The following is a 23,948-nucleotide window of genomic DNA, read 5'->3' as shown; positions in this document are numbered from 1 at the left end:
CCGATTATTTTTCGAAATACTTGTGCGCTTGAGGAGGAATTTTCTTGTCGGTTCAATAGCGTCATGCAACGTTTGAATCGAATGTGCGGTACGCGCTGCACGAGGAGCTGTTCGGCTAACGCCTGTTCAAAGAAGAGGAAGCAGACATGTTGAGCGTGCTGGCGAGAGTCATCGATATCGCGATGGTCGTGTTGGGGGCGTTGATCGCCGCCGCGCTGCACGGCGGCAGCATCTGGCTCAGCGACCTGCAGCGCACGACGGTGCTGTTCGATTGCCTGCTCGTCGTCGTGTTCTTTCCGGCCGTCGGCATCTACCAGTCGTGGCGCGGCAAGCGTCTCGTCGGGCTGGTGGTCCGCGTTGCGTTCGCGTGGCTCGTCGTCGAACTCGCCGGCATCCTGATGAGCTTCAGCTTTCACCAGTCGGGCGACCTGTCGCGGCTGTGGCTCGGCTACTGGGCGCTCGTCACGGCGGCGCTGCTCGCGGGTTCGAAAGCCTGCGTGCACGTCGTGCTGCGGCAGCTGCGCCGCGGCGGCTACAACCTGAAGGCGGTCGCGATCGTCGGCGGCACGCCGGCTGCGCGGCGGCTGATCGCGCAGATGCGCTCGCGCCCGGAAGCCGGCTTCAACCCGGTGTGCGTGTACGACGAGAGCGACGTGCCGGGCGAGGTCGCGCTCGACGACGTGCGCATCGAGCGGCAGTTCGAATCGCTGGTGTGGCTGGTGCGCAGCCGCGCGATCAGCGAGCTGTGGCTGACGCTGCCGATCACGGAGGAGCGGCGGATTCACCAGATCGTGACGGTGTTTCGCCACGACTTCGTGAACATCCGCTTCATCCCGGACGTGCGCACGCTGTCGTTCTTCAACCAGGAAGTGGTCGAGCTGCTCGGCGTGCCGGCGATCAACCTCGCGGCGTCGCCGATCACCGACGTGCGGATCCTGCCGAAGTTCGTGTTCGACCGGCTGTTCGCACTGGCCGCGCTGACGATGCTCGCGCCGCTGATGCTGGTGATCGCGTGCCTGATCAAGCTCACGTCGCGCGGGCCGGTGTTCTTCCGCCAGAAGCGCAAGGGCATCGACGGGCACGAGTTCGAGATCTACAAGTTTCGCTCGATGAAGGTGCATCAGGAAGTCGCCGGACAGGTCACGCAGGCGACCAGGAACGACACGCGCGTGACGCCGGTCGGCCGCTTCCTGCGCCGCACGAGCCTCGACGAGCTGCCGCAGTTCATCAACGTGCTGAAGGGCGAGATGTCAGTCGTCGGCCCGCGGCCCCATGCGCTCGCGCACGACGACATCTACAAGGATCTGGTGAAGGGCTACATGTTCCGCTACCGGATCAAGCCGGGCATCACCGGCTGGGCGCAGATCAACGGCTTTCGCGGCGAGACCGACCAGATCGAGAAGATGATGGGACGCGTGAAGCTCGATCTGTACTACATGCAGAACTGGTCGTTCTGGCTCGACATCAAGATCGTCGTGCTGACGCTGTGGAAAGGCTTCACCGGCAGCAACGCTTACTGACGCGCCACCGCGCGCATTCCGGTTTCACGAATTTCGAATCATTGGTCACGAGGTCCGACACATCATGAATCTGACTATCACCGGCAGCGGTTACGTAGGGCTTGTCACCGGCGCCTGTCTCGCCGACATCGGGCACGACGTGTTCTGTCTCGACGTCGATCAGGCGAAGATCGACATCCTGAACGGCGGCGGCGTGCCGATCCACGAGCCGGGCCTGAAGGAAGTCATCGCGCGCAACCGTGCGGCGGGCCGCCTGCGCTTTTCGACCGACATCGAGGCCGCGGTCGCGCACGGCGACGTGCAGTTCATCGCGGTCGGCACGCCGCCGGACGAGGACGGCTCGGCCGACCTGCAGTACGTGCTCGCCGCGGCGCGCAACATCGGCCGCTACATGAAGGGCTTCAAGGTGATCGTCGACAAGTCGACGGTGCCGGTCGGCACGGCCGAGCGCGTGCGCGCGGCAGTCGCCGAGGAGCTCGCGAAGCGCGGCGACGACGGCCAGATGTTCTCGGTCGTGTCGAATCCGGAATTCCTGAAGGAAGGCGCGGCGGTCGACGATTTCACGCGGCCGGACCGCATCGTGATCGGCTGCGACGACGATGTGCCGGGCGAACGCGCGCGCGAACTGATGAAGAAGCTCTACGCGCCGTTCAACCGCAACCACGAACGCACGCTTTACATGGACGTGCGCTCGGCCGAATTCACGAAGTACGCGGCCAACGCGATGCTGGCCACGCGCATCTCGTTCATGAACGAGCTCGCGAACCTCGCCGACCGCTTCGGCGCCGACATCGAGGCCGTGCGCCGCGGGATCGGCTCGGATCCGCGCATCGGCTATCACTTCCTGTATGCGGGGTGCGGCTACGGCGGCTCGTGCTTCCCGAAGGACGTCGAGGCGCTGATCCGCACGGCCGACGAGCACGGCCAGTCGCTGCAGATCCTGAAGGCGGTGTCGTCGGTGAACGCGGCGCAAAAGCGCGTGCTTGCCGACAAGATCGTCGCGCGCTTCGGCGAGGACCTGACCGGCCGCACGTTCGCGATCTGGGGTCTCGCCTTCAAGCCGAACACGGACGACATGCGCGAAGCGCCGAGCCGCGAGCTGATCGCCGAGCTGCTGTCGCGCGGCGCGCGCATCGCCGCGTACGACCCGGTCGCGCAGCAGGAAGCGCGCCGCGTGCTCGCGCTCGATCTCGCGGATCACCCGAGCTGGCTCGAGCGCCTCACGTTCGTCGACGACGAGGCGCAGGCCGCGCGCGATGCCGACGCGCTCGTGATCGTCACCGAATGGAAGGCGTTCAAGAGCCCGGATTTCGTCGCGCTCGCCCGGCAGTGGAAGTCGCCGGTGATCTTCGACGGCCGCAACCTGTACGAGCCGGAGACGATGAGCGAGCAGGGCATCGAGTACCACCCGATCGGCCGGCCCGGCTCGCGCCAGGCCGTCGCCGCCCGCGTGCCGGGCGCCGCGCGCGCGAACGCGTAACCCGCGTCGCCGCGTCGCCGTTACCACGCCGTTACCCGTTACCGATTCGAGTCGCCATGTTCCGGAACATCCTGATCGTCTGTCACGCGAACGTCTGCCGCAGTCCGGCGGCGGAGATGCTGTTCAAGTCGCACGCCGCGAAGCGCGGCGGCCCGCGCGTGACGTTCCACTCCGCCGGCGTGCGCGCGAACGACGGCGACGGCATCGATCCGGTGATGCGGCAGCTGCTCGCCGAGCGCGGTGTCGATGCGACGACGCACCGGTCCCGGCGGCTGTCGCGCCGGATCGTGCGCGACGCCGACCTGATTCTCGTGAGCGAGCGCGACCAGATCAAGGCCGTCGAATCGGTCGATCCGTTCGCGCGCGGCAAGGTCCACCTGCTGGGCAAGTGGGAGGACGCCGAGATCGCGGATCCGCATGGCGGCCCCGAGGCCGACTATCGCGAGAGCTACTCATTGATCGAACGTCTGGTTCAAGGATGGCTGCAAAAACTATGCTGAAACGTCCCATGCGCCCGCTGGCGCTCGCCGTCGCGCTGACGACTTTCCTGTCGGCCTGCGCGAGCGCGCCCGGCAACTATCTCGACTCGTCGAACCTGAAGGACGAAGGCCGGCAAGGCCAGCCCGAAACCTATCCGGTTCATTACATCGACGCGAAGCTGGTGATGGATCAGCTGCAGAAGCAGCAGGTCGAGCACCCGCTGCCGCCGGGCCGTTACTCCGATCCGTCGCAGTACGTGTATCGCGTCGGCCCGCAGGACATCCTCGGCGTCACGGTGTGGGATCACCCCGAGCTGACGACGCCGCAGGGCCAGTCGTTCTCGAGTGGCGGCAACACGACGCAGTCGGTCGCAGGTGCGCTGCAGCAGCCGTATACGACCGCGCTGCCGGGCCAGGCCGATCCGTACGGCCAGACGGTCGCCGCCGACGGCACGATCTTCTTCCCGTTCGTCGGCCGCATCCGCGTGGCGGGCAAGACGGTCGCGCAGATCCGCGAGCAGATGGCGTCGACGCTCGCGCGCTACGTGAAGAACCCGCAGCTCGACGTGCGCGTGCTGTCGTTCCGCAGCCAGAAGGTGCAGGTGACGGGCGAAGTGAAGCAGCCGGGCCCGCTCGCGGTGAGCGACGTGCCGCTGACGCTGGTCGACGCGATCTCGCGCTCGGGCGGCTCGACCGCCGAGGCCGACCTGCAGCGCGTGCGCCTGACGCGCGACGGCAAGCTGTACACGCTCGACGCGAACGGCGTGCTCGATCGCGGCGAGGTGAAGCAGAACGTGATGCTGCAGCCGGGCGACATCGTCAACGTGCCGGACCGCAGCGACAGCCGCGTGTTCATCATGGGCGAAGTGAAGACGCCGGTCACGGTGCCGATGCTCAAGGGCAGGCTGACCATCGCCGACGCGCTGACGGCCGGCGGCGGCATCCTCGACACCGATGCGAACCCGCGCAAGATCTACGTGATGCGCGGGATGCGCGACAACCCGACGAAGCCGGAAGTGTTCCGTCTCGACATGACGCAGCCTGACGCGCTGATGCTGTCGAGCCGCTTCCCGCTCCAGCCGCTCGACGTCGTCTACGTCAGCACGGCCAGCTCGGTGCAGTTCAACCGTGTGCTGCAGCAGGTGCTGCCGACGATCCAGACGATCTTCTACATGCGGCAAATCACGCGCTGATAGCCCGCCGGGGCGGCGCCCGCCCCCCGGCACCACTCAAGCGGGAACGAATGGTGAACACGCAAGCGAAACACTCCTACGCGGATCTGACCGCGAAAACCGAGGAAGAGGACGTCGTCCTCGGCCAGTTGCTCCAGGTGATCATGGACGACATCTGGCTGCTGCTCGGCATCGCGGTGACCGTCATCGCGCTCGCCGGCCTGTACTGCTACGTCGCGAAGCCGGTCTATCAGGCCGACGTGCACGTGCGGGTCGAAGGCAACGACAACACGACGCAGGCGCTCACGCAGACGCAGACGGGCGCGATGATCAACAGCGGTCCGCAGCAGGCGCCGACCGATGCGGAAATCGAGATCATCAAGAGCCGCGGCGTGGTCGCGCCGGTCGTCGAGCAGTTCAAGCTGAACTTCTCGGTCGTGCCGAAGACGCTGCCGCTGATCGGCAGCCTGGCCGCGCGCGTCGCGACGCCGGGCGAGCCGTCGCGCCCGTGGTTCGGGCTGCGTTCGTACGCGTGGGGCGGCGAAGTCGCCGACATCGACACGATCAACGTCGTGCCCGCGCTCGAAGGCAAGAAGATGACGCTGACCGCCGGCCCGAACGGCACCTATACGCTGGTCGACCCGACCGGCAACCGCCTGTTGTCCGGCCGCGTCGGCGAGTCGGAGCAGGGCGGCGGCGTCACGCTGCTCGTGCAGAAGCTGATCGCGCGTCCGGGCACGCAGTTCACCGTGGTCCGCTACAACGACCTCGATGCGATCACCGGTTTCCAGTCGGGCATCCAGGTGACCGAGCAGGGCAAGCAGACGGGCGTCGTGCAGATCTCGCTCGAAGGCAAGGATCCGGACCAGACCGCCGCGATCGCGAACGCGCTCGCGCAGTCGTACCTGAACCAGCACGTGATCGCGAAGCAGGCCGAAGCGACCAAGATGCTCGACTTCCTGAAGGGCGAGGAACCGCGCCTGAAGGCCGACCTCGAGCGCGCGGAAGCCGCGCTGACGCAGTACCAGCGTACGTCCGGCTCGATCAACGCGAGCGACGAGGCGAAGGTCTACCTCGAAGGCAGCGTGCAGTACGAACAGCAGATCGCCGCGCAGCGCCTGCAGCTCGCGTCGCTCGCGCAGCGCTTCACCGATTCGCATCCGATGGTGATCGCCGCGAAGCAGCAGCTCGCCGAGCTGCAGGCCGAGAAGGACAAGTTCAGCAACCGCTTCCGCAGCCTGCCGGCGACCGAAGTGAAGGCCGTCCAGCTGCAGCGCGACGCGAAGGTCGCCGAGGACATCTACGTGCTGCTGCTGAACCGCGTGCAGGAACTGTCGGTGCAGAAGGCCGGCACGGGCGGCAACATCCATCTCGTCGACTCGGCGATGCGTCCGGGCGACCCGGTCAAGCCGAAGAAGGTGCTGATCCTGTCCGCCGCGGTGTTCCTCGGGCTGATCCTCGGCACCGGCGTCGTGTTCCTGCGCCGCAACCTGTTCCAGGGCATCGAGGATCCGGACCGCGTCGAGCGCACGTTCAACCTGCCGCTGTACGGCCTCGTGCCGCAAAGCGCCGAGCAGGTGAAGCTCGATGCGATGGCCGAGAAGAGCGGCGGCCGTGCGCGGCCGATCCTCGCGAGCCTGCGTCCGAAGGACCTGAGCGTCGAAAGCATGCGCAGCCTGCGCACCGCGATGCAGTTCTCGATGATGGATGCGAAGAACCGCGTGATCGTGCTGACCGGCCCGACGCCGGGCATCGGCAAGAGCTTCCTGACGGTCAACCTCGCGGTGCTGCTCGCGCATTCGGGCAAGCGCGTGCTGCTGATCGATGCGGACATGCGCCGCGGGATGCTCGACCGCTACTTCGGCCTCACCGTGCAGCCGGGCCTGTCCGAGCTGCTGAGCGACCAGTCGCCGCTCGAGGAAGCGATCCGCGAGACGCCGGTGCAGGGGCTGTCGTTCATCTCGGCCGGCACGCGCCCGCCGAACCCGTCGGAGCTGCTGATGTCGACGCGCCTGCCGCAATACCTGGAAGGGCTCGGCAAGCGCTACGACATCGTGCTGATCGACTCGCCGCCGGTGCTGGCCGTGACCGACGCGACCATCATCGGCCGCATGGCCGGCGCGACGTTCCTGGTGCTGCGCTCGGGCATGCATACCGAAGGCGAGATCGCCGACGCGATCAAGCGCCTGCGCACCGCGGGCGTCGACCTGGAAGGCGGGATCTTCAACGGCGTGCCGCCGAAGGCGCGCGGCTACGGCCGCGGCTATGCGGCCGTCCACGAATACCTGAGCGCCTGACCGCGTTTCACGACACCGGGCCGGCGCGAGCGGCGCCTGCCCGGCCGACTGGAGAACCCTCGATGAAAATTTCCGTGCTCGTTCCGACCTACCGGCGCCCTGCCGACCTCGCGCGCTGCCTGCTGGCGCTGCAGCGCCAGGAGCGGCTGCCCGACGAGGTGATCGTCGTCGCGCGCCCGGAGGACGATGCCACGCACGAGCGCCTCGCCGATCCGTCGGTCGGCGGCGCGCTGCCGCTGCGGATCGTGCCGGTCGACGTGCCCGGGCAGGTCGCCGCGCTGAACAAGGGACTCGATTCCGCGAACGGCGACATCGTCGCGATCACCGACGACGACGCGGCGCCGCGCGCCGACTGGCTCGCGCGCGTCGAAGCCGTGTTTCTGGCCGATGCGCGCGTCGGCGCGGTCGGCGGCCGCGACTGGGTGCACGAGAAAGGCCGCGTGCTCGACGAGTCGCGCGAGCGCGTCGGCCAGCTCACGCTGTCCGGCAAGATCGTCGGCAACCATCACCTGGGCGTCGGCGGCGCGCGCGAAGTCGACATGCTGAAAGGCGCGAACATGAGCTACCGCCGCGCGGCGATCGAGCGGCTGCGCTTCGACACGCGGCTGCGCGGCGCCGGCGCGCAGGTGCACAACGACATGGCGTTCAGCATGCGCGTGCAGCGCGACGGCTGGAAGCTCGTGTACGACCCGGCGATCGCGGTCGATCATTACCCGGCCGAGCGCTTCGACGACGACCGGCGCGATGCGGCGTCGCTGAACGCGATCAGCAACGGCGCGTACAACCTGCACCTGATCCTGCGCGAGCATCTGCCGCCGGTGCGGCGCGAGATCGCGTGGTGGTGGTGGACGCTGGTCGGCACGCGCGTCTATCCCGGCCTCGCGCACGTGCTGCTGTCGCTGCATACCGCGCGGCGCGACCGCGTGCGCGAGCACTGGCGCGCGGTGCGCCGCGGCGCCCGCGATGCGCGCCGCGCGAATCTTGCCCCCCACCGCGCGGCGATGCCGCCGGTGACGTCTTGAACGGCCCGCGCGCGCTGCGCACGGCCACCCCCGGAGGGCTTGCATGACTGCCACGAAAGTTCACGTCCACCTGTTCTACGGCGCCGATCCGCGTACCTACCGGAAAGGCGAGAACATCGGCTGCCTGTACGGCTATCACCATGCCGAATCCGACGAATTCCGGCTGACCTATTCCGAGGACCGCCGCGAGAGCCGCATTGCGAGCGTCGCGCGCCGTGCGCTGAAGGCGGCGCTCGGCTTCGACGTCGTGCATGCGTGGCGCAATCGCGCCGCGCTGCTGAACAGCGACGTGATCTGGACGCACACCGAGCAGGAGCACCTCGCGGCCGCGCTGATCCTGAAGCTCGGCGGCGCGCAGGGCAAGCGCCCGCTGCTGCTCGCGCAGAGCGTGTGGCTGTTCGACAAGTGGAACGGTTTCGGCGGCCCGCGCCGCTGGCTGTACCGCAGGCTGCTCGCGCGCGCCGACGCGCTGACGACGCTCGCCCGCGACAACGCCGAGCTGTGCCGCCGCTATCTCGGCCGCGAAGCGGAGTTCGTCTATTACGGGCTGAACACGCAGGATTTTCCGCCGGTCGAGCCGCAGCAGTGGCAGCCGAACCGGCCGCTGCGGATCGCCGCGATCGGCAACGACCGCGACCGCGACTGGTGCACGTTCCTCGCCGCGTTCGGCGGCGACGAGCGCTACGACGTGCGGCTGGCGACGCGGCGCCGCGTGCCGCGCGAGTGGCATGCGCCGAACGTGAAGATCGGCTCGGCGTCGGGCCTCGCGAAGCAGCACGAACTGTACGCATGGGCCGACGTGATCGTCGTGCCGCTGCGGCCGAACTTCCACGCGTCGGGCATCACCGTGATGCTCGAGGCCGCGGCGGTCGGCAAGCCGATGATCGTGTCCGACGTCGGCGGGCTCAGCGACTACTTCCCGCACGACACGGCCGCGTACGTGCCGGCGTTCGACGCACCGGCGATGCGCGAGGCTGCCGACCGCTTCGCGGCCGATCCGGTCGCGGCGCTCGAATGCGCGCGCGCCGCGGCTGCGTGCCTGCGCGAGCGCGACCTGACCACGCAGGCGTTCGCCGAGCAGCACGTGCGGATCACGCGCGACATGCTGCGCCGGCGCCGCACGCCGGCGGCCGCGGGCCTCGCGATGCCGCTCGCGGATTCGAGCGCGTCGTCGCGGTGAGCACGGATCGATGAGTACGATTGCCGCAGAACGCGCACCGTCGCGCAAGCGCAGCTGGTTCGCCGATCCGAAGCACTGGGCCGGGCAGGCCGGGCTGTGGACGTTCACCGCCGCGCTGATCGCCATTCACCAGGGCAAGGTGCTGACGCTCGCGTTTCCGGTGCTGGCCATCGCGGTCGGCATCTGGCTGTATTTCAAGAGCCCCGCGCGCTACGTCGGCTTCATGTGGTGGGTGTGGTTCCTGAGCCCGGAGGTGCGGCGGCTGGCCGACTGGTCGAAGGGCGCGTTCACGCCGACGAGCCTGATCCAGGTCGCGCCGCTCGCGGTGACGATGATCGCCGGGTTCGGGCTGATTCGGCACTACCGCGTGCTCGCGCAGCGGCGCGGGATTCCCGTGCTGCTGATCCTGTTCGGGCTCACGTATGCGTATCTCGTCGGGATCGTGTCGAGCGGCGTGATGGCCGCGACCTACGACCTCGCGAACTGGCTGTACCCGATCCTGATCGGCTTTCACATCATGGTGAACGCGCGCGACTATCCCGAGTATCGCGACGTGCTGCTGTCCACGTTCATGTGGGGCATGCTCGTGATGGGCCTGTACGGCGTCGTGCAGTACTTCGTGATGCCGCAGTGGGACGTGCTGTGGATGGTCGGCTCGCAGATGGGCTCGCAGGGCGAGCCGGTGCCGTACGGCGTGCGCGTGTTCAGCACGATGAATTCGTCCGGGCCGTTCGCGTTCGCGATGATGGGCGCGCTGGTGTTCGTGCTGGTCGCGCCGCAGAAGATCCGCTGGTTCGCGGGCGCCGCCGGCTTCGTCTCGTTCGCGCTGTGTCTCGTGCGTTCGACGTGGGGCGGCTGGGTGATCGCGCTCGCGATCCAGCTCGTGCAGTCGAGCAACCGCGTGCGGATGCGGATCCTGATCAGCGGTGTCGTGCTGGTCGGCCTGTGCGTGCCGCTCCTGACCGTCGGGCCGGTGGCCGACCGGCTCGGCCAGCGTCTGCAGTCGATCACGAACCTGAAGGACGACCGCAGCTACGACGACCGCAACAAGTTCTACGCGACCTTCGCGCAGACCGCGTTCACCGACGTCGCCGGCGAAGGGATGGGCGCGACCGGCGCATCGACGAAGCTGTCGAGCGACAGCGGCGAGCTCGGCAAGTACGGCAGCTTCGACAGCGGCGTGATGAACGTGCCGTTCGTGCTCGGCTGGCCCGGCACGCTGCTGTATCTCGCGGGCGTCGTGATGCTGTTCGGCCGCACGCTGCGCGCGGCGTTCAAGCTGCGCAAGGACAAGTTCGTCGGCGCGTGCCTGAGCCTGTGCCTGTCGACGTTCGCGATGCTCGTGTTCACGAACTCGCTGATCGGCACCGGCGGCCTGCTGATGTTTACAGCCATTTTTTCCATACTATCCGCGGCGCACTGGCAGAAGGCGCAACGCCTGCTGGCCGCCGCGCGTTCACGGGGAGGCGACCATTGAGAATCGCGATCGTCACGCACGTCGTGCGTCATAACGACGGGCAGGGCCGCGTCAATTACGAAATCGCGCGCGCGGCGCTGGCCGAAAACTACGAGGTCACGCTGGTCGCGTCGCACGTCGCGCCCGAGCTGCTGGCCGACCCGCGCGTGCGCTGGGTGCCGGTCAAGGTCGGCGGCTTCTGGCCGTCGAATCTCGTCAAGCAGCAGGTGTTCGCGCTGAAGAGCGCGGCATGGCTGCGCGCGCATCGCAGCGAATACGACGTGCTGCACGTGAACGGCTTCATCTCGTGGATCAAGGCCGACGTGAATACCGCGCACTTCGTGCACGGCGGCTGGTTCAAGAGCCCTTACTATCCGTTCGGGCTGACGAAGGGACTGTGGTCGGCCTATCAGTACGTCTATACGCGCGTGAACACCGCGCTCGAACGCTGGGCGTACCGGCGCTCGCGCGCGATCACCGCCGTGTCGCAGAAGGTGGCCGACGAGATCGCCGGGCTCGGCATCGACAGCCGCAAGATCAGCGTGATCTACAACGGCGTCGACGGCAGCGCGTTCGCGGGCGCGCAGGCCGATCGCGCGGCGTTCAAGCTGCCGGACGACGCGTTCCTGCTGCTGTTCGTCGGCGACCTGCGCACGCCGCGCAAGAACCTCGGCACGGTGCTGAAGGCGCTGACGAAGCTGCCGGCCAACGTGCATCTCGCGGTGGCCGGCTACTTGCCCGGCAGCCCGTATCCGGACGAGGCGCGCGCGCTCGGCATCGATTCGCGCGTGCACTTTCTCGGGCTCGTGAAGAACATGCCGACGCTGATGCGCTCGGTCGACGCGTACGTGTTTCCGTCGCGCTACGAAGCGATGAGCCTGTCGCTGCTCGAAGCGATGGCGGCCGGCCTGCCGGTCGTCACCGCGCGCACCGCCGGCGGCGCGGAAATCATCACGCGCGAATGCGGGATCGTGCTGGAAGACCCGGACGATCCGGCCGCGCTCGCACACGCGATCGGCTCGCTCGCGGCGTCGCGCGACACGTGCCGCGCGATGGGCGACGCGGCCCGCGAACTGATGACCCGTTTCGGCTGGGCCCACATGGGCGCCCAGTACGTCGCGCTTTACCGGCGCATCGGCCAACCCTCGCAGCCGTCCGCGTTCGAGCGGGTCGAGCATGCAGTCACGCAGGAGCAGTCGTAATGTCTCTTTCTTCCCGGCCGATCAAATCGTTGCAAATCGGCATGCACTGGTTTCCCGAACGCGCGGGCGGCCTCGACCGGATGTACTACTCGCTCGTCGGCGCGCTGCCCGGTGCGGGCGTCGAGGTGCGCGGGCTCGTCGCCGGCTCGCCGAAGGTCGCCGACGACACGGGCGGTGCGATCCAGGGCTTCGGGCCCGCGTCGCAGCCGCTCGCGCGCCGGATGCTCGCGGCGCGCCGCGCGCTGCGCGACGAAATCCGCAGCGAGCGGCCCGACGTGATCTCGTCGCACTTCGCGCTGTACACGTTCCCGGGCCTCGACGTGACGCGCGGGATTCCGCAGGTGTCGCACTTCCAGGGGCCGTGGGCCGACGAAAGTCAGGTCGAAGGCGCGGCGTCGCTCGGGCAGCGCGCGAAGCGCTATCTCGAACAGGCCGTCTATACGCGGTCGTCGCGGCTGATCGTGCTGTCGCAGGCGTTCGGCCAGATCCTGACGAACCGCTACGGCATCGATCCGTCGCGCGTGCGCGTGATTCCCGGCTGCGTCGACACCGCGCAGTTCGACACGCCGCTCACGCCGGCCGAGGCGCGCCACAAGCTGCAACTGCCGCAGGACCGGCCGATCGTGCTGGCCGTGCGCCGGCTCGTGCGGCGCATGGGGCTCGAGGATCTGGTCGACGCGATCGGCGTCGTCAAGCGCCGCCATCCGGACGTGCTGCTCCTGATCGCCGGCAAAGGCAAGCTGGCGGAGGAATTGCAGCAGCGCATCGACGCGGCCGGGCTGCAGGACAACGTGAAACTGCTCGGCTTCGTGCCCGACCAGCATCTCGCGGCGCTGTATCGCGCGGCGACGGTCAGCGTCGTGCCGACCGTCGCGCTCGAAGGCTTTGGCCTCATCACCGTCGAATCGCTCGCGTCCGGCACGCCGGTGCTGGTGACGCCCGTCGGCGGGCTGCCGGAGGCGGTCGCCGGGCTGTCCGACGATCTCGTGCTGCCGTCGACCGGCGCGGACGCGATCGCGGAAGGCCTCGGCGCGGCGCTGTCGGGCGCGATCGCGCTGCCGGACGAAGCCGCGTGCAAGCGCTATGCACGCGATCACTTCGACAACGCGGTGATCGCGCGACGTGTCGCCGGCGTGTACGAAGAGGCGATCCAGGCGGCTGGTTGAAACCACGCCGCACGCCGTAACGGCGATTCGCCCGGACGCATTTTCGTGTGCGTCCGGTTCGCATGCCGGCCGCCCGGTTCGGGCGTGCCGGCGTTTAGCCGGATCCGGCGCGCCGATGAACGCGGCCGTATCGACGAAGCTGTGCAGCTTCGCGGTGAAGTCGTCGATCGCGCAGCCCGCCGCGCGCGGCGTGGCGACTTCCGCGTCCGCGCCCGGCCGCAGTGAACAGAACGCGACATTGTCGACGCGCGTTGACGGTCGCTCGAGGCCGTGGTCCTCGGGCGCTCGAACGGGCCGGAATGGAAGGCGTTCCGCAACCACCACGACAGCCGCCACAAGCACGTTCGATCCGCGTCATGCACGCTTGCGTGTCACGGCCCACACGACCAACGCGGCCACGCTGACCGCCGCGCCGAGGCCGCACACGCCGGTCCACCCGGCGTGCGCATACATCATCGTCGACGCAATCGCGCCGAGCCCGCTGCCGGCGGAATAGAACAGCATGTAGCAGCCGACGAGGCGTGCATGCGCGTCGGGCCGCGCGCCGAGGATCATGCTCTGGTTCACGACATGGACGGCTTGCCCGCCGACGTCGAGCAGCACGATGCCGACGACCAGCAGCGCGATCGACGTGCCGGCGAACGCCAGCGGCAGCCACGAGAACGCGAGCAGCGCGAGCGCGGCGCCGGTCGTCGCTTCGCCGCGCCCGCGATCCGCGAGCCTTCCCGCGCGCGCGGCCGCGGCCGCACCCAACGCGCCGACGAGCCCGAACGCGCCGATCTGCGTATGCGACATCGCATGCGGCGGCGCGCTCAGCGGCAGCACGAGCGCGCTCCAGAAGATGCTGAAGGCCGCGAACATCAGCAGCGCGATCGCACCGCGCACGCGCAGCACGCGCTCGGTGCGCAGCAGCGTCGCCATCGATCCGAGCAGCGCCGCATAGCCGATGCGTTCGCGCGGGGCATCCGCGTCGGGCAGCAGCCGCGCCAGCGCGACGAGCATCGCGATCGCGAGCGCGCCCGACACCAGATAGACCGCGCGCCAGCCGGCGATATCCGTGACGATGCCTGCGAGCGAACGCGCGGCCAGCAGGCCGATCACGACGCCGCCCTGCGCCGCGCCGACGACGCGGCCACGCTCGTCGGCACCCGCCAGCGCGGCCGAGCATGCGATCAGGCCTTGCGTCATCGCGGTGCCGAGCAGCCCGACCGCGACCATCCCGGCCAGCAATGCGATGCGCGTCGACGAAGCGGCCACGCCGACGCATGCGGCCGTCAGCAACAGAAGCTGCACGGCGATCAGGCGCTTGCGGTTCAGCAGGTCGCCGAGCGGCACGACGAACAGCAGCGCGAGCGCACAGCCGAGCTGCGTCGCGGTGATGACGCCGCCGACCGCCGCCTGCGATACGCCGAAGTCGAGCGCGATCGCGTCGAGCAGCGGTTGCGCGTAGTACACGTTCGCGACGCTCGCCGCGCAGCACACGGCCAGCAGCGCGACGAGCGCCGTGGATGCGCGCGTGGCGTCGGCCGCAAGGGCGGCGCGCGATGTCGCGTTCGGCGCGACGGCGGCGGTTCGGCATGACGATTCCATGGGCTTCCTCGTTCTCGCGTAAGTAGTTGCAATTTGAAACTAGTGTGAGTGTAGGAAAAGTAGTTTTAAAATGCAACTTGTGATGCGGCGGGCGACGGGCCCGCGCACGGACGCGCCGGGAACCTGCGAAGGAGACCGCCGCGACAGCGGAGGAAAAAGATGGCCAGGCAGAAAAGTCTTGCGGATTCGCCGTGCCCGGTGGCGCGCGCGACCGATATCGTCGGCGATCGCTGGGCATTGCTGATCGTGCGCGACGCGTTCGACGGCGTGCGCCGGTTCGGCGATTTCCGCGCGAGCCTCGGCGTCGCGAGCAACATCCTGTCGGACCGGCTCAGGATGCTGGTGGACGCGGGCGTGTTCGAAGTCGTGCCGGCGTCGGACGGCAGCGCGTATCAGGAGTATGCGTTGACGAAGAAGGGCGAAGGGCTGTTCCCGGTGATCGTGATGCTGCGGCAGTGGGGCGAGGCGAACCTGTTCGAGCGCGGCGAGCCGCATTCGGTGCTCGTCGAGCGCAAGACGGGGCGCGCGATCCGCAAGCTCGCGCTGCGGCACGACGATGGCCGGCCGCTGAAGGCTGCGGAGACGATGGTACGAAAAGTGGCGGACGAGGCGGGCGCGGCGCGGGGATGAGCGCACGGCCATCGCGCGACGCAAGCGCCGCGCTGCTTCTGTCGCGCCGTGTCGCCGGGCAACGCGTGCGCCGGTCGCTACCGACGGTTCTGCTCAATCGTGCGCAGATCCCGCCCGGCGTGCGCCTGACGCGCCGCGATGCGCATCCGTCTTGACCCGCATCGCAAGCAACGCCGCCGCGACCAGCAGTCCGGCCGACACGGCGGTTTCGACATGCAGCCCAACGACGGTCTGCCACGCGCCGCCACCGCCGCCCGCGAGCGCGCCGAACGCCGCGACGCCCATCGCGCCGCCGGCCTGCCGCGCGGTGTTCAGCACGGCCGACGCGATACCCGCGCGCTCCTGCTCGACCGACGCGAGCACGGCCGTCGTCATCGCCGGCACGGCGAAGCCCATGCCGGCCGGAATCAGCAGGAACGGCACGAGCAGCAGCGGCAGCGGCGTCGACCCGTCGACGCCATGCAGCGCGCCGTAGCCGAGCGCGGCGACGAGCGCACCGGCGAGCATCGGCGCGCGCGGGCCGCGACGCGCGACCGCGCGGCCGCTCGCGAGATTCGACAGCAGGAAGCCGCCCGTCAGCGGCAGGAACGCGAGGCCGGCCTGCAACGCCGATTCGCCGCGCACGCGCTGCAGGTACAGCGCGAGCACGAACACGGTGCCGTAATACGTGAGGTTCACGCAGATCCCGAACAGCACGGCCGCGCTGAACGTGCGGCGGCGGAACAGCGACAGCGGCAGCATCGGCGTCGCGGCGCGCGACTCGATCGCGACGAACGCGAAGGCGGCCAGCGCCGCGCCCGCGAAACCGCCGGCGACGACCGGATGCGTGAAGCCGAGCGGCCGCCATTCGATCACGGCGGCGGTGAGCGCGGTCAGCATCGCGATCGCGACGAGCTGGCCGCGCAGGTCGAGCGCACTGGCGGAGCGCGCCGGCGTGGCGGGAATTGCCGGTGTCGCCGCGCCACGCCGCGCGGGTACCCATGCGAACGTGGCAGCGAGCCCCGCCGCACACAGCGGCAGGTTCACGAGAAAGATGCCGCGCCAACCCCACGCGGCGATCAGCAGGCCGCCGACGACCGGGCCGGCCGCGATCGCGATCGAGCCTGCCGCCGTCCACCAGCCGACGGCCCGCGCACGCAGGCGCGGATCGTGCCGGCACGCGTCGTTGAGCAGCGCGAGCGAATTCGGCAGCATTGCCGCCGCGCCGACGCCCTGCAGCGCACGGGCCGCGATCAGCATCGCGGGCGCGACGGCCGCGCCGCATGCAAGCGACGCGAACGCGAACAGCACGAGGCCCGCGGCGTACAGCCGGCGCGCGCCGAAGCGGTCGCCGAGCGCGCCGGCCGACAGCATCAGCACCGCGAACGCGAGGGTATACGCATCGACGACCCACTGCAGTCCGGCGACCGGCAGATGCAGATCGCCGGCCAGATGCGCGAGCGCGATGTTGACGATCGTCACGTCCAGCTGCGTGACGACGAAGCCGACGCTGACGGTCGCGACGATGCGCGCGAGCGCGGGCGGGAACGCGGGGGAAGCGGTGGCCTTGTCCATGAACCCATCGTACGGTGCGATGGGGCGGCGATGTTTCAGGCAAGCGTGAAGCGTCGATATGCGTCACGTTCGCGACGAGCGGCGACCGTTGGACCGGCGGGTGCCGCCTGGACGCGCGACCCGTCTTCGCGCGAGATGGCCCGCGGCGCGCGAAAGCCATCCGGCCGCGACGGATCGGCACGATCGACGCAAGTGCGTGCGGTACGACGGAAAACCGGCGCAGTGTGGCCGCTCAGTGCCGTTCGCCGCGCCAGCGCCCCGGTGCGACGCCGAAGCGTTTCGTGAACGCGTGCGTGAAGGTGCTCTGGTCGGCGAAGCCGACCATGCCGGCGATGTCGACGAGCGGATGGCGGCCGTCGGCGAGCAGCACGACGGCGGCGTCGAGGCGCAGCCGCTGCAGATAGCGATGCGGGGTTTCGCCGAACGCGTCGACGAACAGTTGATGAAACCGGCGCATCCCGTAGCCGCAGTGCGCGGCGAGGTCGGCGATGCGCAGCGGCTCCGCGAGCCGCGCGCGCAACCAGCGGTCGATGCGCGCGAAGTCGAGGCCCGCCGCAGGCGCGGCGAGGCCGGTATCGCCGAGCAGCGCGTCGCACAGCCGCGCGGCGGCCTGCCACTGGAAACGATGCGCGTGCCGTGCGCCGCCGGCTGTCTCGTCGAGTTGCGCGGCCGCTGCCGCGACCTGCGCGACGAGCGATGTCAGCGCCGGGTCGATCGACACGGCCCGCGCGCTGTCGAACAGCCGCTGCGGCACCGCGAGCGACGCGGCGGGCAAGTCGAGCACGAGCTGGCGATTGTCGCCGAGGCCCGCGTAATCGTGGCGCGCGCCGGCCGGAATCAGCCACGCCGCGTGCCGGTCGATGCGCTGGCCGACGCCGTCCACCGCCATCACCATCGCGCCGTCGACGCCGAGCACGACCTGGTGAAAGTCGTGCACGTCGGACGCTTCGCACGTGTCGTAACGGCGCAGCGCGATGGCGGGGGACGGGATGCGTTCCATCGGGGGACGTCGGCCGGCGGCGTCGTCAGACGTCGAGCAGTTCGACTTCGAACACGAGCGTCGCGTTCGGCGGAATCACGCCGCCTGCGCCGCGCGGGCCGTAGCCGAGTTGCGGCGGGATCGTCAGGCGACGCACGCCGCCGACCTTCATGCCCTGCACGCCTTCGTCCCAGCCCTTGATGACCATGCCGCCGCCGAGCACGAACGCGAACGGGTCGTTGCGGTCCTTGCTCGAGTCGAATTTCTGACCGTCGGTCAGCCAGCCCGTGTAGTGGACGCTGACGGTCTTGCCGGCTTGCGCTTCCGCGCCGGTGCCTTCGGTCAGATCCTCGATCTTGAGGCCCGATGCGGTCGTGGTGACAGACATGACTTCTCCTGAAAAGGGTTGGGTAAAACCGCTATTGTAGGCGAGCGCGCAGGGGGCCGCGCCGCGCGACGAATGGCCGGCGCGACATCGGTCGCACGCCGTTCGTCGCGGCGCCGGCGCATCTCGCCTGAAACGGAAGTGGAACGCGCGTTTGAATTTTCGACGGACCGGCTCCGCGGAAATTGCGCGATCCCGGGCGGCACGCGCGTATGAATCGACGGCCGCCCGGTCGCGGGCAGCGCGTTGCGAAGTGCCGCGTCATCGCGCGAAACCCGCGCGGCACGGTGTTGTCGTGCCGATCATCGACCCGACGGAAGCGCGTCGCGTGCATGCCGCAATCCCGCTTCCGCGTTCGAATCGCGGGCCGTCCGGCCGCCGTTCGCACGCCGTTTTTCTCGACGCTGCGGACCGTGCACCGTTTGGAAGCACGCATCTACCGCGCGGCTTGCGCGCGGCGCTGCCCGACGCCTATCTTTACAGCTATCGATGTCAAGATTTCGGCGTGGCGCGATGCGCCGCCCGGATGCGCACCGGCAAGCCGCGACGGCTGCCGGGCCGCCCGAAAGCAAGGAGAACCGCGAACATGAAGTCAGCCGCCTGTGCAGCCGCAGCCGATGTGATGCCGGTGCGCCGCGACCTGCGCTTCGACCTGCCGGTCGAGCGCGCGAAGGACTGGCATGGGCTCGGCCCGCACGTGACCCATTTCTTCAATGCGCTGTCGCTGCTGTTCCCGGCCGGCGAGCGCTTTTTCATGGATTCGGTGCGCAACTATCGCGACCGGATCGACGATCCGGTGCTGAAGCGGCAGGTGCTCGGCTTCATCGGGCAGGAGGCGATGCATACGCGCGAGCACGTCGAATACAACGAGCTGATGCAGGCGAACCGGCTGCCCGCACGCAAGCTCGACAAGCGCGTGTGGACCGTCCTCGGTTTCCTGAAGCGCAAGCTGCCGCATTCGGTGCAGCTTGCGCACACGGTCGCTGCCGAGCACTACACGGCGATGCTCGCCGACTGGATCCTGCGCGACCCGACGCGGCTCGCCGGCTCGGTCGAAGGCTACCGGCAGATGTGGGTGTGGCATGCACTCGAGGAAACCGAGCACAAGGCCGTGTCCTACGACGTGTGGAACGCCGTGACGAAGCCGGGGCTGCGCAGCTACCTGATCCGCATCGGCGTGTACCTGGCAACGACGCTGACCTTCTGGCCGACCGTGTTCCTGATGCACGTGACGCTGCTCTCGCGCGACCGCGCCATCAAGCACCGCGCGCGCGGCATGCTGCGCATGGTCGCATTCCTGTACGGGCCGCGCCGCGGGCTGTTCCCGCGCATCGCGGGCGAATGGCTGAGCTTTTTCCGGCCCGGCTTCCATCCGTGGGACCACGACAACCGCCATCACCTCGCGCGAGTCGACGCGCTCGTCGCCGCGTACGGCGAACATGACGGCGCGCCGGCCGGCCGCGGCCGCGCGAACGGGCTCGCGCCGCTCGCAGCGGGACGCTGACCGCGCCGCCGCCGCGCGACGCGGCGCGTGTTGCATTCCTGCATCATCGCCAATTCATCCGACGATTGATCGGCGTCAACCGGAAACGGTTGCAAGCGCGGGTGCCGCTACGGCAGGCTCACCGCGCCCGCGCATGCCGTCGCTCCGACCCGGCCCGCCGGCCACCACCCGTCGGCCCCGTCCGCCCGGGTCGGCGCGGCTTCGCCCGTTCGCTCCTCGTCACGCCTCGTTCAGCGCGACCCGCGCCACCGGGATAACACCCATCTAGCCGCGCGTCGGCGGCATCGATATACCGTTCATGCAAGGATTCGATTCGCCCGGCGTGCGATTATTGCGCGAGGGGATTTTATTCGGACGGAAATGCGGCCAATATGTCGGTTCGATCGAGGTCCGTCGTACGCGGCGGCGAGCCGGCGCACGATACCAACGCCAAGCGGGGAACAACGATGGTTGCAAGGTCACCCGACGCAAACGGAACGGCGGCGTCCGACATGCCGCTCGTGTCCGTTACCGCCCCCGAGGCCGGACGCAAGCTGTTCGTGATCATGCGTTCGCCGGACGAGCCGTTGCTGGCACAACTGCGCGAACTCGGCTGGGAGATCGCGGTCGCGAAGACGGCCGGCGCCGCGCAGAACATGACGTCCGGCGTGAACGTCGCGGCCGGGCTTATCGACTTCACGGGCTTCACGTCGCGCGATTATCCGGCGCTGAAGGCGTGCCTGAGCCAGCCGGCAATCGGCTGGATTTCCGTCGCGCAGGCCGGCATCACGATCAGCGCTGCCGTGCGCGAGCTGATCCGCAGTTATTGTTTCGATTACGTGACGCTGCCGTTGCCGTACGAATGGATTTCGCACGTGCTCGGCCACGCGCGCGGGATGGCCGCGCTCGACCGTGTCGACGGCGCGGCCTACGCGGCCTCGATCGGCGAGCACGGGATGATCGGCAACTGCGAGGCGATGCAGCAGTTGTTCAGCACGATCCGCAAGGTCGCGAAAACCGATGCGAGCGTGTTCATCTCCGGTGAGTCGGGCACCGGCAAGGAACTGACCGCGCTCGCGATCCACGAGCGTTCGGCGCGCGGCAAGGGGCCGTTCGTCGCGATCAACTGCGGCGCGATTCCGCATCACCTGCTGCAGTCGGAGCTGTTCGGCTACGAGCGCGGCGCGTTCACCGGCGCCAATCAGCGGCGCGCGGGCCGGATCGAGTCCGCGAACGGCGGCACGCTGTTTCTCGACGAAATCGGCGACATGCCCGTCGAAAGCCAGGCGAGCCTGCTGCGCTTCCTGCAGGAAGGGAAGATCGAGCGGCTCGGCGGCCAGGAATCGATCCCGGTCGACGTGCGGATCATCTCGGCGACGCACGTGGATCTCGACGGCGCGGTCGAAACCGGCCGCTTCCGCGCGGACCTCTATCACCGGCTCTGCGTGTTGCGCATTCACGAGCCGCCGCTGCGCGCGCGCGGCAAGGACATCGACATCCTCGCGCACTACGTGCTGCAGAAATACAAGGCCGACAGCGGCCGCAAGATCAGCGGCTTCACGTCGGCCGCGCTCGACGCGATGCGCCGCTACGAGTGGCCGGGCAACGTGCGCGAGCTGATCAATCGCGTGCGCCGCGCGATCGTGATGGCCGAGAGCCGGCTGCTGACGCCGCACGATCTCGGACTCGAGACGCCGGGCGAAACCGAGCCCGTGACGCTCGAACAGGCGCGTTCGCTCGCCGAGCGCACCGCGATCGAGAACGCGCTGCTGCGCAACGATCACCGGATCAACAAGGCGGCCGCCGAACTCGGCATCTCGCGCGTGACGCTGTACCGGATGATGATCGAGCACGGGCTCAACGACCACGACAACAACGGCGACAACGGCGGAAAGGACGGCGCGCCGTCCGGCGACGCGGACCACCAGCGGGTCGGCTGAACGGCGCCGCAGCCGCGCTGCAACCGGCGCCGCGCGAGCGCGCCGGGCCGCATGTAAAGGCCGTGAAACGTTTCGCGTCGGCGGCCGTGCAAATCCGCCGGGCAAACGCCTGCAACGGCGTGCCGCCCGCGCCGGGAAAATTTTCCGTACCGCTTGTGTGCCTTGTCCGGCAAGGCGTCGCGGTCGCATGACCGGCGCCGTTCGCGCCCCGCATGTTTCAGTTTCGCAACGTTCTGCCTGTCCCGCCCGGTCGCGCCGCACGCTGGTCCGACGAAAGCCTTGCGCGACCGGCCGCGCACGAAGCTGGCCCGCTCCTTGCGCCGGTTCGGGTGCGAACGTCGACGACGTGGCGTCCGGCCGGATCGACAGCGAACCATGCAAAGGCCGGCCAGGACGCAGTCCGCGGGGATGATCGGCGGGACGGGAGACAGCCCCGTTCCGCGCGGCATGGACCGTCGTCGTCCGATCGTCGAGGCACCGGCGGCGTCCGGTTGCCCGTACAAGCAACGGATCGAAGACGGGGTAGAAAAATGATCAACGATCGCCACACACAGCGGCCGGCAGGCCGCGATCGCAGTGATTCGACCCATCGCCGGTCGACCGCGCCTCTGGCAGCCGGCCGGCATGCGTCGACAGGCCATCTCTCCGCGCCCGGTGCGAGGCGGATCCGGCTGATACCCGGTCATCCGCGCCGGGCCGGCGCTTTCCCGCTGGCCAACCCGCTCCGTATGGGAATGTGCACGCGGGCACCGGTTCCCCGGCGCCCGATCTTCGCTTATTGACGACGTCGAGCGCCTGCGGTCGCCAGCGCAGGCGATCCGTTGGCAATGCGAACGAAGTGCGGGATCCGGTTGCGCGACAACGACGACGAAACCGGCGCGACGGCAGAACGCCAGGGAGGCGTCGCCGTCCGGCAGGCAGGGAGGGGCGGTCGAGCCGCGCACGACGGGCAGCGCGCCCGCCGCGCGCGACGCCGCTTCAGCCGCCGTAGATGTCGAAGTCGAAGTACTTCGACGCGAGCCGCTTGTACGTGCCGTCCTTGACCATGTCGAGGATCGCGCGATCGATCTTCGCCTTCAGGTCGGTGTCTTCCTTGCGCAGGCCGATGCCGGCGCCGACGCCGAGCACCTTCTCGTCGACGAGCTCCGGCCCGACGAACTGGTAGCCCGCGCCGCGCGGCGACTTCAGGAATCCGATCGCGGCCTGCACCTCGTCCTGCAGCGCGGCGTCGAGGCGGCCGGCCGTCAGGTCCGCATACACGCCGTCCTGGTTCTGGTACGACACGACGTTCGCACCCTGCTTCGCCCAGTACGCCTTCGCATACGCTTCCTGCGTCGTGCCCTGTTCGACGCCGATCGACTTGCCCTTCAGCGATTCGGCCGTCGGCAGCAGCGGCGAGCCCTTCTTCACGACGAGGCGCGTCGGCTGGTTGTAGATCTTCGTCGTGAAGCCGATCTGCTCCGCACGCTGCGCGGTGATCGACATCGACGACAGCACCGCATCGAACTTCTTCGCCTTCAGCGCCGGGATCATCCCGTCGAAGTCGTTCTCGAGCCACACGCACTTCGCCTTCAGCCGCGCGCAGATCTCGTTGCCGAGGTCGATGTCGAAGCCGACGAGCTTGCCGTCGGGCGCCTTCGATTCGAACGGCGCGTAGCTGGCGTCGGTGCCGAAGCGCAGCGTGGTCCAGTCCTTCGCGGCGGCGGGGCCTGCGGATACCGCGAGCAGGGCGATCGAAACGGCGGCAATCAGTCTCTTCATGATGGTTCCTTGGCGTGGTCTGTCCGGTTCTGGCCGACACGGTTGCTGCGGACCCGCACGTCGCCTCCGACGCGCGCTCCGTCCGGCCATTAACGCAGAAAATAAAATTGCAGTCCAGAATGGACAAAAAATATCGATTCGTCGGACGGCATCCGGATCCGGGGGATGACCCTTGCAAAAATACGAAAATGGACTAATGTTGTTAGTAGATTCGTTTTGAGACTAACGGCTATGTCACAACCCGCCTTCAATCCGCATTCCGCCTCGCCGCAGGCATCGGTCGCGCAGATGTCGGCGGCCGGCCTGCGTGCGTTCTTCAACATCGCGCGCGACTGGGAGCTGACGATCGACGAACAGATCGTGCTGCTCGGGTCGCCCGGCCGTTCGACGTTCTTCAAGTGGAAGGCGTCGCCCGAGTCCGCGCGGCTGCCGCGCGATACGCTCGAGCGGCTATCGCTGTTGCTCGGCATCTACAAGTCGCTGCAGATCCTGCTGCCGCAGCCCGCCGCAGCCGACACGTGGGTCAAGCGGCCGAACGACGCGGCACCGTTCGGCGGCAAGCGCGCGCTCGACCGGATGCTGGCCGGCAATGTCGGCGATCTCGTCGCCGTCCGCCAATACCTCGATGCGATGCGGGGTGGCTGGGCGTGAC

At 68.8% G+C, this 23,948-nt stretch carries 19 protein-coding genes; 14 read left to right on the top strand and 5 right to left on the bottom strand.

From position 1 onward, the window contains the following. Positions 1 to 146 precede the first annotated feature (146 nt). The 10 genes from Q3A80_RS03500 (at position 147) to Q3A80_RS03455 (ending at position 12,974) form a co-directional block, all read left to right on the top strand. Entirely contained in the window at positions 147 to 1,520 is a 1,374-nt protein-coding gene (locus tag Q3A80_RS03500; RefSeq protein ID WP_446327678.1) for an undecaprenyl-phosphate glucose phosphotransferase, read from the top strand. A gap of 64 nt (positions 1,521 to 1,584) precedes the next feature. After that, positions 1,585 to 3,000, top strand: a complete 1,416-nt coding sequence (locus tag Q3A80_RS03495) for a UDP-glucose dehydrogenase family protein (protein WP_446327677.1) — start codon at positions 1,585 to 1,587, stop codon at positions 2,998 to 3,000. A 56-nt stretch (positions 3,001 to 3,056) separates the two neighbouring features. Further along, a complete protein-coding gene (locus tag Q3A80_RS03490; RefSeq protein ID WP_446327676.1) occupies positions 3,057 to 3,500 on the top strand; it encodes a low molecular weight protein-tyrosine-phosphatase in 444 nt (147 codons plus the stop codon). After that, the gene (locus tag Q3A80_RS03485) at positions 3,494 to 4,672 is read left to right on the top strand and encodes a polysaccharide biosynthesis/export family protein (protein ID WP_446327675.1); all 1,179 of its coding nucleotides are present in this window, start codon (positions 3,494 to 3,496) and stop codon (positions 4,670 to 4,672) included. The genes Q3A80_RS03490 and Q3A80_RS03485 overlap by 7 nt, the downstream gene beginning before the upstream one ends. 50 nt (positions 4,673 to 4,722) lie before the next feature. Continuing rightward, positions 4,723 to 6,948: a polysaccharide biosynthesis tyrosine autokinase gene (locus Q3A80_RS03480; RefSeq protein WP_446327674.1), complete on the top strand. Its 2,226-nt coding sequence runs from the start codon at positions 4,723 to 4,725 to the stop codon at positions 6,946 to 6,948. Between the two features lie 62 nt (positions 6,949 to 7,010). Then, positions 7,011 to 7,970 (top strand): glycosyltransferase family 2 protein, encoded by a 960-nt coding sequence (locus tag Q3A80_RS03475; RefSeq protein ID WP_446327673.1) that lies wholly within the window; start codon positions 7,011 to 7,013, stop codon positions 7,968 to 7,970. Between the two features lie 43 nt (positions 7,971 to 8,013). After that, positions 8,014 to 9,150, top strand: a complete 1,137-nt coding sequence (locus Q3A80_RS03470; RefSeq protein WP_446327672.1) for a glycosyltransferase family 4 protein — start codon at positions 8,014 to 8,016, stop codon at positions 9,148 to 9,150. 10 nt (positions 9,151 to 9,160) lie between these two features. Beyond that, positions 9,161 to 10,627: an O-antigen ligase family protein gene (locus tag Q3A80_RS03465; RefSeq protein ID WP_446327671.1), complete on the top strand. Its 1,467-nt coding sequence runs from the start codon at positions 9,161 to 9,163 to the stop codon at positions 10,625 to 10,627. Next, the gene (locus Q3A80_RS03460) at positions 10,624 to 11,808 is read left to right on the top strand and encodes a glycosyltransferase family 4 protein (RefSeq protein ID WP_446327670.1); all 1,185 of its coding nucleotides are present in this window, start codon (positions 10,624 to 10,626) and stop codon (positions 11,806 to 11,808) included. Before Q3A80_RS03465 ends, Q3A80_RS03460 begins: the two co-directional genes overlap by 4 nt. Further along, a complete protein-coding gene (locus Q3A80_RS03455) occupies positions 11,808 to 12,974 on the top strand; it encodes a glycosyltransferase family 4 protein (RefSeq protein WP_446327669.1) in 1,167 nt (388 codons plus the stop codon). Before Q3A80_RS03460 ends, Q3A80_RS03455 begins: the two co-directional genes overlap by 1 nt. A gap of 354 nt (positions 12,975 to 13,328) precedes the next feature. On the opposite strand, the gene Q3A80_RS03450 is transcribed toward Q3A80_RS03455, so the two are convergent. Next, positions 13,329 to 14,564, bottom strand: a complete 1,236-nt coding sequence (locus Q3A80_RS03450) for an MFS transporter (RefSeq protein ID WP_446327668.1) — start codon at positions 14,562 to 14,564, stop codon at positions 13,329 to 13,331. A gap of 159 nt (positions 14,565 to 14,723) precedes the next feature. Between Q3A80_RS03450 and Q3A80_RS03445 the strand changes: the two genes are divergently transcribed. Further along, positions 14,724 to 15,194: a winged helix-turn-helix transcriptional regulator gene (locus Q3A80_RS03445; protein ID WP_446327667.1), complete on the top strand. Its 471-nt coding sequence runs from the start codon at positions 14,724 to 14,726 to the stop codon at positions 15,192 to 15,194. 93 nt (positions 15,195 to 15,287) lie between these two features. On the opposite strand, the gene Q3A80_RS03440 is transcribed toward Q3A80_RS03445, so the two are convergent. The 3 genes from Q3A80_RS03440 to Q3A80_RS03430 all read right to left on the bottom strand — a co-directional run bounded on the left by Q3A80_RS03440 (position 15,288) and on the right by Q3A80_RS03430 (position 18,115). Next, entirely contained in the window at positions 15,288 to 16,748 is a 1,461-nt protein-coding gene (locus Q3A80_RS03440; RefSeq protein ID WP_446327666.1) for an MFS transporter, read from the bottom strand. 232 nt (positions 16,749 to 16,980) lie between these two features. Continuing rightward, entirely contained in the window at positions 16,981 to 17,748 is a 768-nt protein-coding gene (locus tag Q3A80_RS03435; RefSeq protein WP_446327665.1) for a helix-turn-helix domain-containing protein, read from the bottom strand. A gap of 25 nt (positions 17,749 to 17,773) precedes the next feature. Continuing rightward, the gene (locus tag Q3A80_RS03430) at positions 17,774 to 18,115 is read right to left on the bottom strand and encodes an FKBP-type peptidyl-prolyl cis-trans isomerase (protein ID WP_059466723.1); all 342 of its coding nucleotides are present in this window, start codon (positions 18,113 to 18,115) and stop codon (positions 17,774 to 17,776) included. 583 nt (positions 18,116 to 18,698) lie between these two features. Between Q3A80_RS03430 and Q3A80_RS03425 the strand changes: the two genes are divergently transcribed. Together Q3A80_RS03425 and Q3A80_RS03420 are read left to right on the top strand one after the other, a co-directional pair. After that, the gene (locus Q3A80_RS03425; RefSeq protein ID WP_446327664.1) at positions 18,699 to 19,616 is read left to right on the top strand and encodes a metal-dependent hydrolase; all 918 of its coding nucleotides are present in this window, start codon (positions 18,699 to 18,701) and stop codon (positions 19,614 to 19,616) included. A 446-nt stretch (positions 19,617 to 20,062) separates the two neighbouring features. Then, positions 20,063 to 21,535 (top strand): sigma 54-interacting transcriptional regulator, encoded by a 1,473-nt coding sequence (locus Q3A80_RS03420; RefSeq protein ID WP_446327663.1) that lies wholly within the window; start codon positions 20,063 to 20,065, stop codon positions 21,533 to 21,535. Positions 21,536 to 22,513: 978 nt separating this feature from the next. Here the strand turns inward: Q3A80_RS03420 and Q3A80_RS03415 are convergent. Further along, a complete protein-coding gene (locus Q3A80_RS03415; protein WP_040139333.1) occupies positions 22,514 to 23,296 on the bottom strand; it encodes an ABC transporter substrate-binding protein in 783 nt (260 codons plus the stop codon). A 231-nt stretch (positions 23,297 to 23,527) separates the two neighbouring features. On the opposite strand from Q3A80_RS03415, the gene Q3A80_RS03410 reads away from it, so the two are divergent. Continuing rightward, positions 23,528 to 23,947 carry an MbcA/ParS/Xre antitoxin family protein gene (locus Q3A80_RS03410; protein WP_446327662.1) on the top strand — a complete coding sequence of 140 codons (420 nt, stop codon included), beginning with the start codon at positions 23,528 to 23,530 and terminating at the stop codon, positions 23,945 to 23,947. Position 23,948: the final 1 nt, after the last annotated feature.

The organism is Burkholderia sp. SR8 (genome assembly GCF_052851275.1).
The sequence above is the reverse complement of the archived record's forward strand: the minus strand, read 5'-3'. Positions and strand labels throughout refer to the sequence as shown.

Bases quoted from the DNA above. Each gene is read 5' to 3' on its own strand.
- Q3A80_RS03475 (WP_446327673.1), top strand. From the start codon at position 7,011: ATGAAAATTTCCGTGCTCGTTCCGACCTACCGGCGCCCTGCCGACCTC.
- Q3A80_RS03435 (WP_446327665.1), bottom strand. From the start codon at position 17,748: ATGGAACGCATCCCGTCCCCCGCCATCGCGCTGCGCCGTTACGACACG.
- Q3A80_RS03470 (WP_446327672.1), top strand. From the start codon at position 8,014: ATGACTGCCACGAAAGTTCACGTCCACCTGTTCTACGGCGCCGATCCG.
- Q3A80_RS03490 (WP_446327676.1), top strand. From the start codon at position 3,057: ATGTTCCGGAACATCCTGATCGTCTGTCACGCGAACGTCTGCCGCAGT.
- Q3A80_RS03410 (WP_446327662.1), top strand. From the start codon at position 23,528: ATGTCACAACCCGCCTTCAATCCGCATTCCGCCTCGCCGCAGGCATCG.
- Q3A80_RS03430 (WP_059466723.1), bottom strand. From the start codon at position 18,115: ATGTCTGTCACCACGACCGCATCGGGCCTCAAGATCGAGGATCTGACC.
- Q3A80_RS03495 (WP_446327677.1), top strand. From the start codon at position 1,585: ATGAATCTGACTATCACCGGCAGCGGTTACGTAGGGCTTGTCACCGGC.
- Q3A80_RS03425 (WP_446327664.1), top strand. From the start codon at position 18,699: ATGAAGTCAGCCGCCTGTGCAGCCGCAGCCGATGTGATGCCGGTGCGC.
- Q3A80_RS03455 (WP_446327669.1), top strand. From the start codon at position 11,808: ATGTCTCTTTCTTCCCGGCCGATCAAATCGTTGCAAATCGGCATGCAC.
- Q3A80_RS03480 (WP_446327674.1), top strand. From the start codon at position 4,723: ATGGTGAACACGCAAGCGAAACACTCCTACGCGGATCTGACCGCGAAA.
- Q3A80_RS03485 (WP_446327675.1), top strand. From the start codon at position 3,494: ATGCTGAAACGTCCCATGCGCCCGCTGGCGCTCGCCGTCGCGCTGACG.
- Q3A80_RS03450 (WP_446327668.1), bottom strand. From the start codon at position 14,564: ATGGAATCGTCATGCCGAACCGCCGCCGTCGCGCCGAACGCGACATCG.
- Q3A80_RS03465 (WP_446327671.1), top strand. From the start codon at position 9,161: ATGAGTACGATTGCCGCAGAACGCGCACCGTCGCGCAAGCGCAGCTGG.
- Q3A80_RS03415 (WP_040139333.1), bottom strand. From the start codon at position 23,296: ATGAAGAGACTGATTGCCGCCGTTTCGATCGCCCTGCTCGCGGTATCC.
- Q3A80_RS03445 (WP_446327667.1), top strand. From the start codon at position 14,724: ATGGCCAGGCAGAAAAGTCTTGCGGATTCGCCGTGCCCGGTGGCGCGC.
- Q3A80_RS03500 (WP_446327678.1), top strand. From the start codon at position 147: ATGTTGAGCGTGCTGGCGAGAGTCATCGATATCGCGATGGTCGTGTTG.
- Q3A80_RS03420 (WP_446327663.1), top strand. From the start codon at position 20,063: ATGGTTGCAAGGTCACCCGACGCAAACGGAACGGCGGCGTCCGACATG.
- Q3A80_RS03440 (WP_446327666.1), bottom strand. From the start codon at position 16,748: ATGGACAAGGCCACCGCTTCCCCCGCGTTCCCGCCCGCGCTCGCGCGC.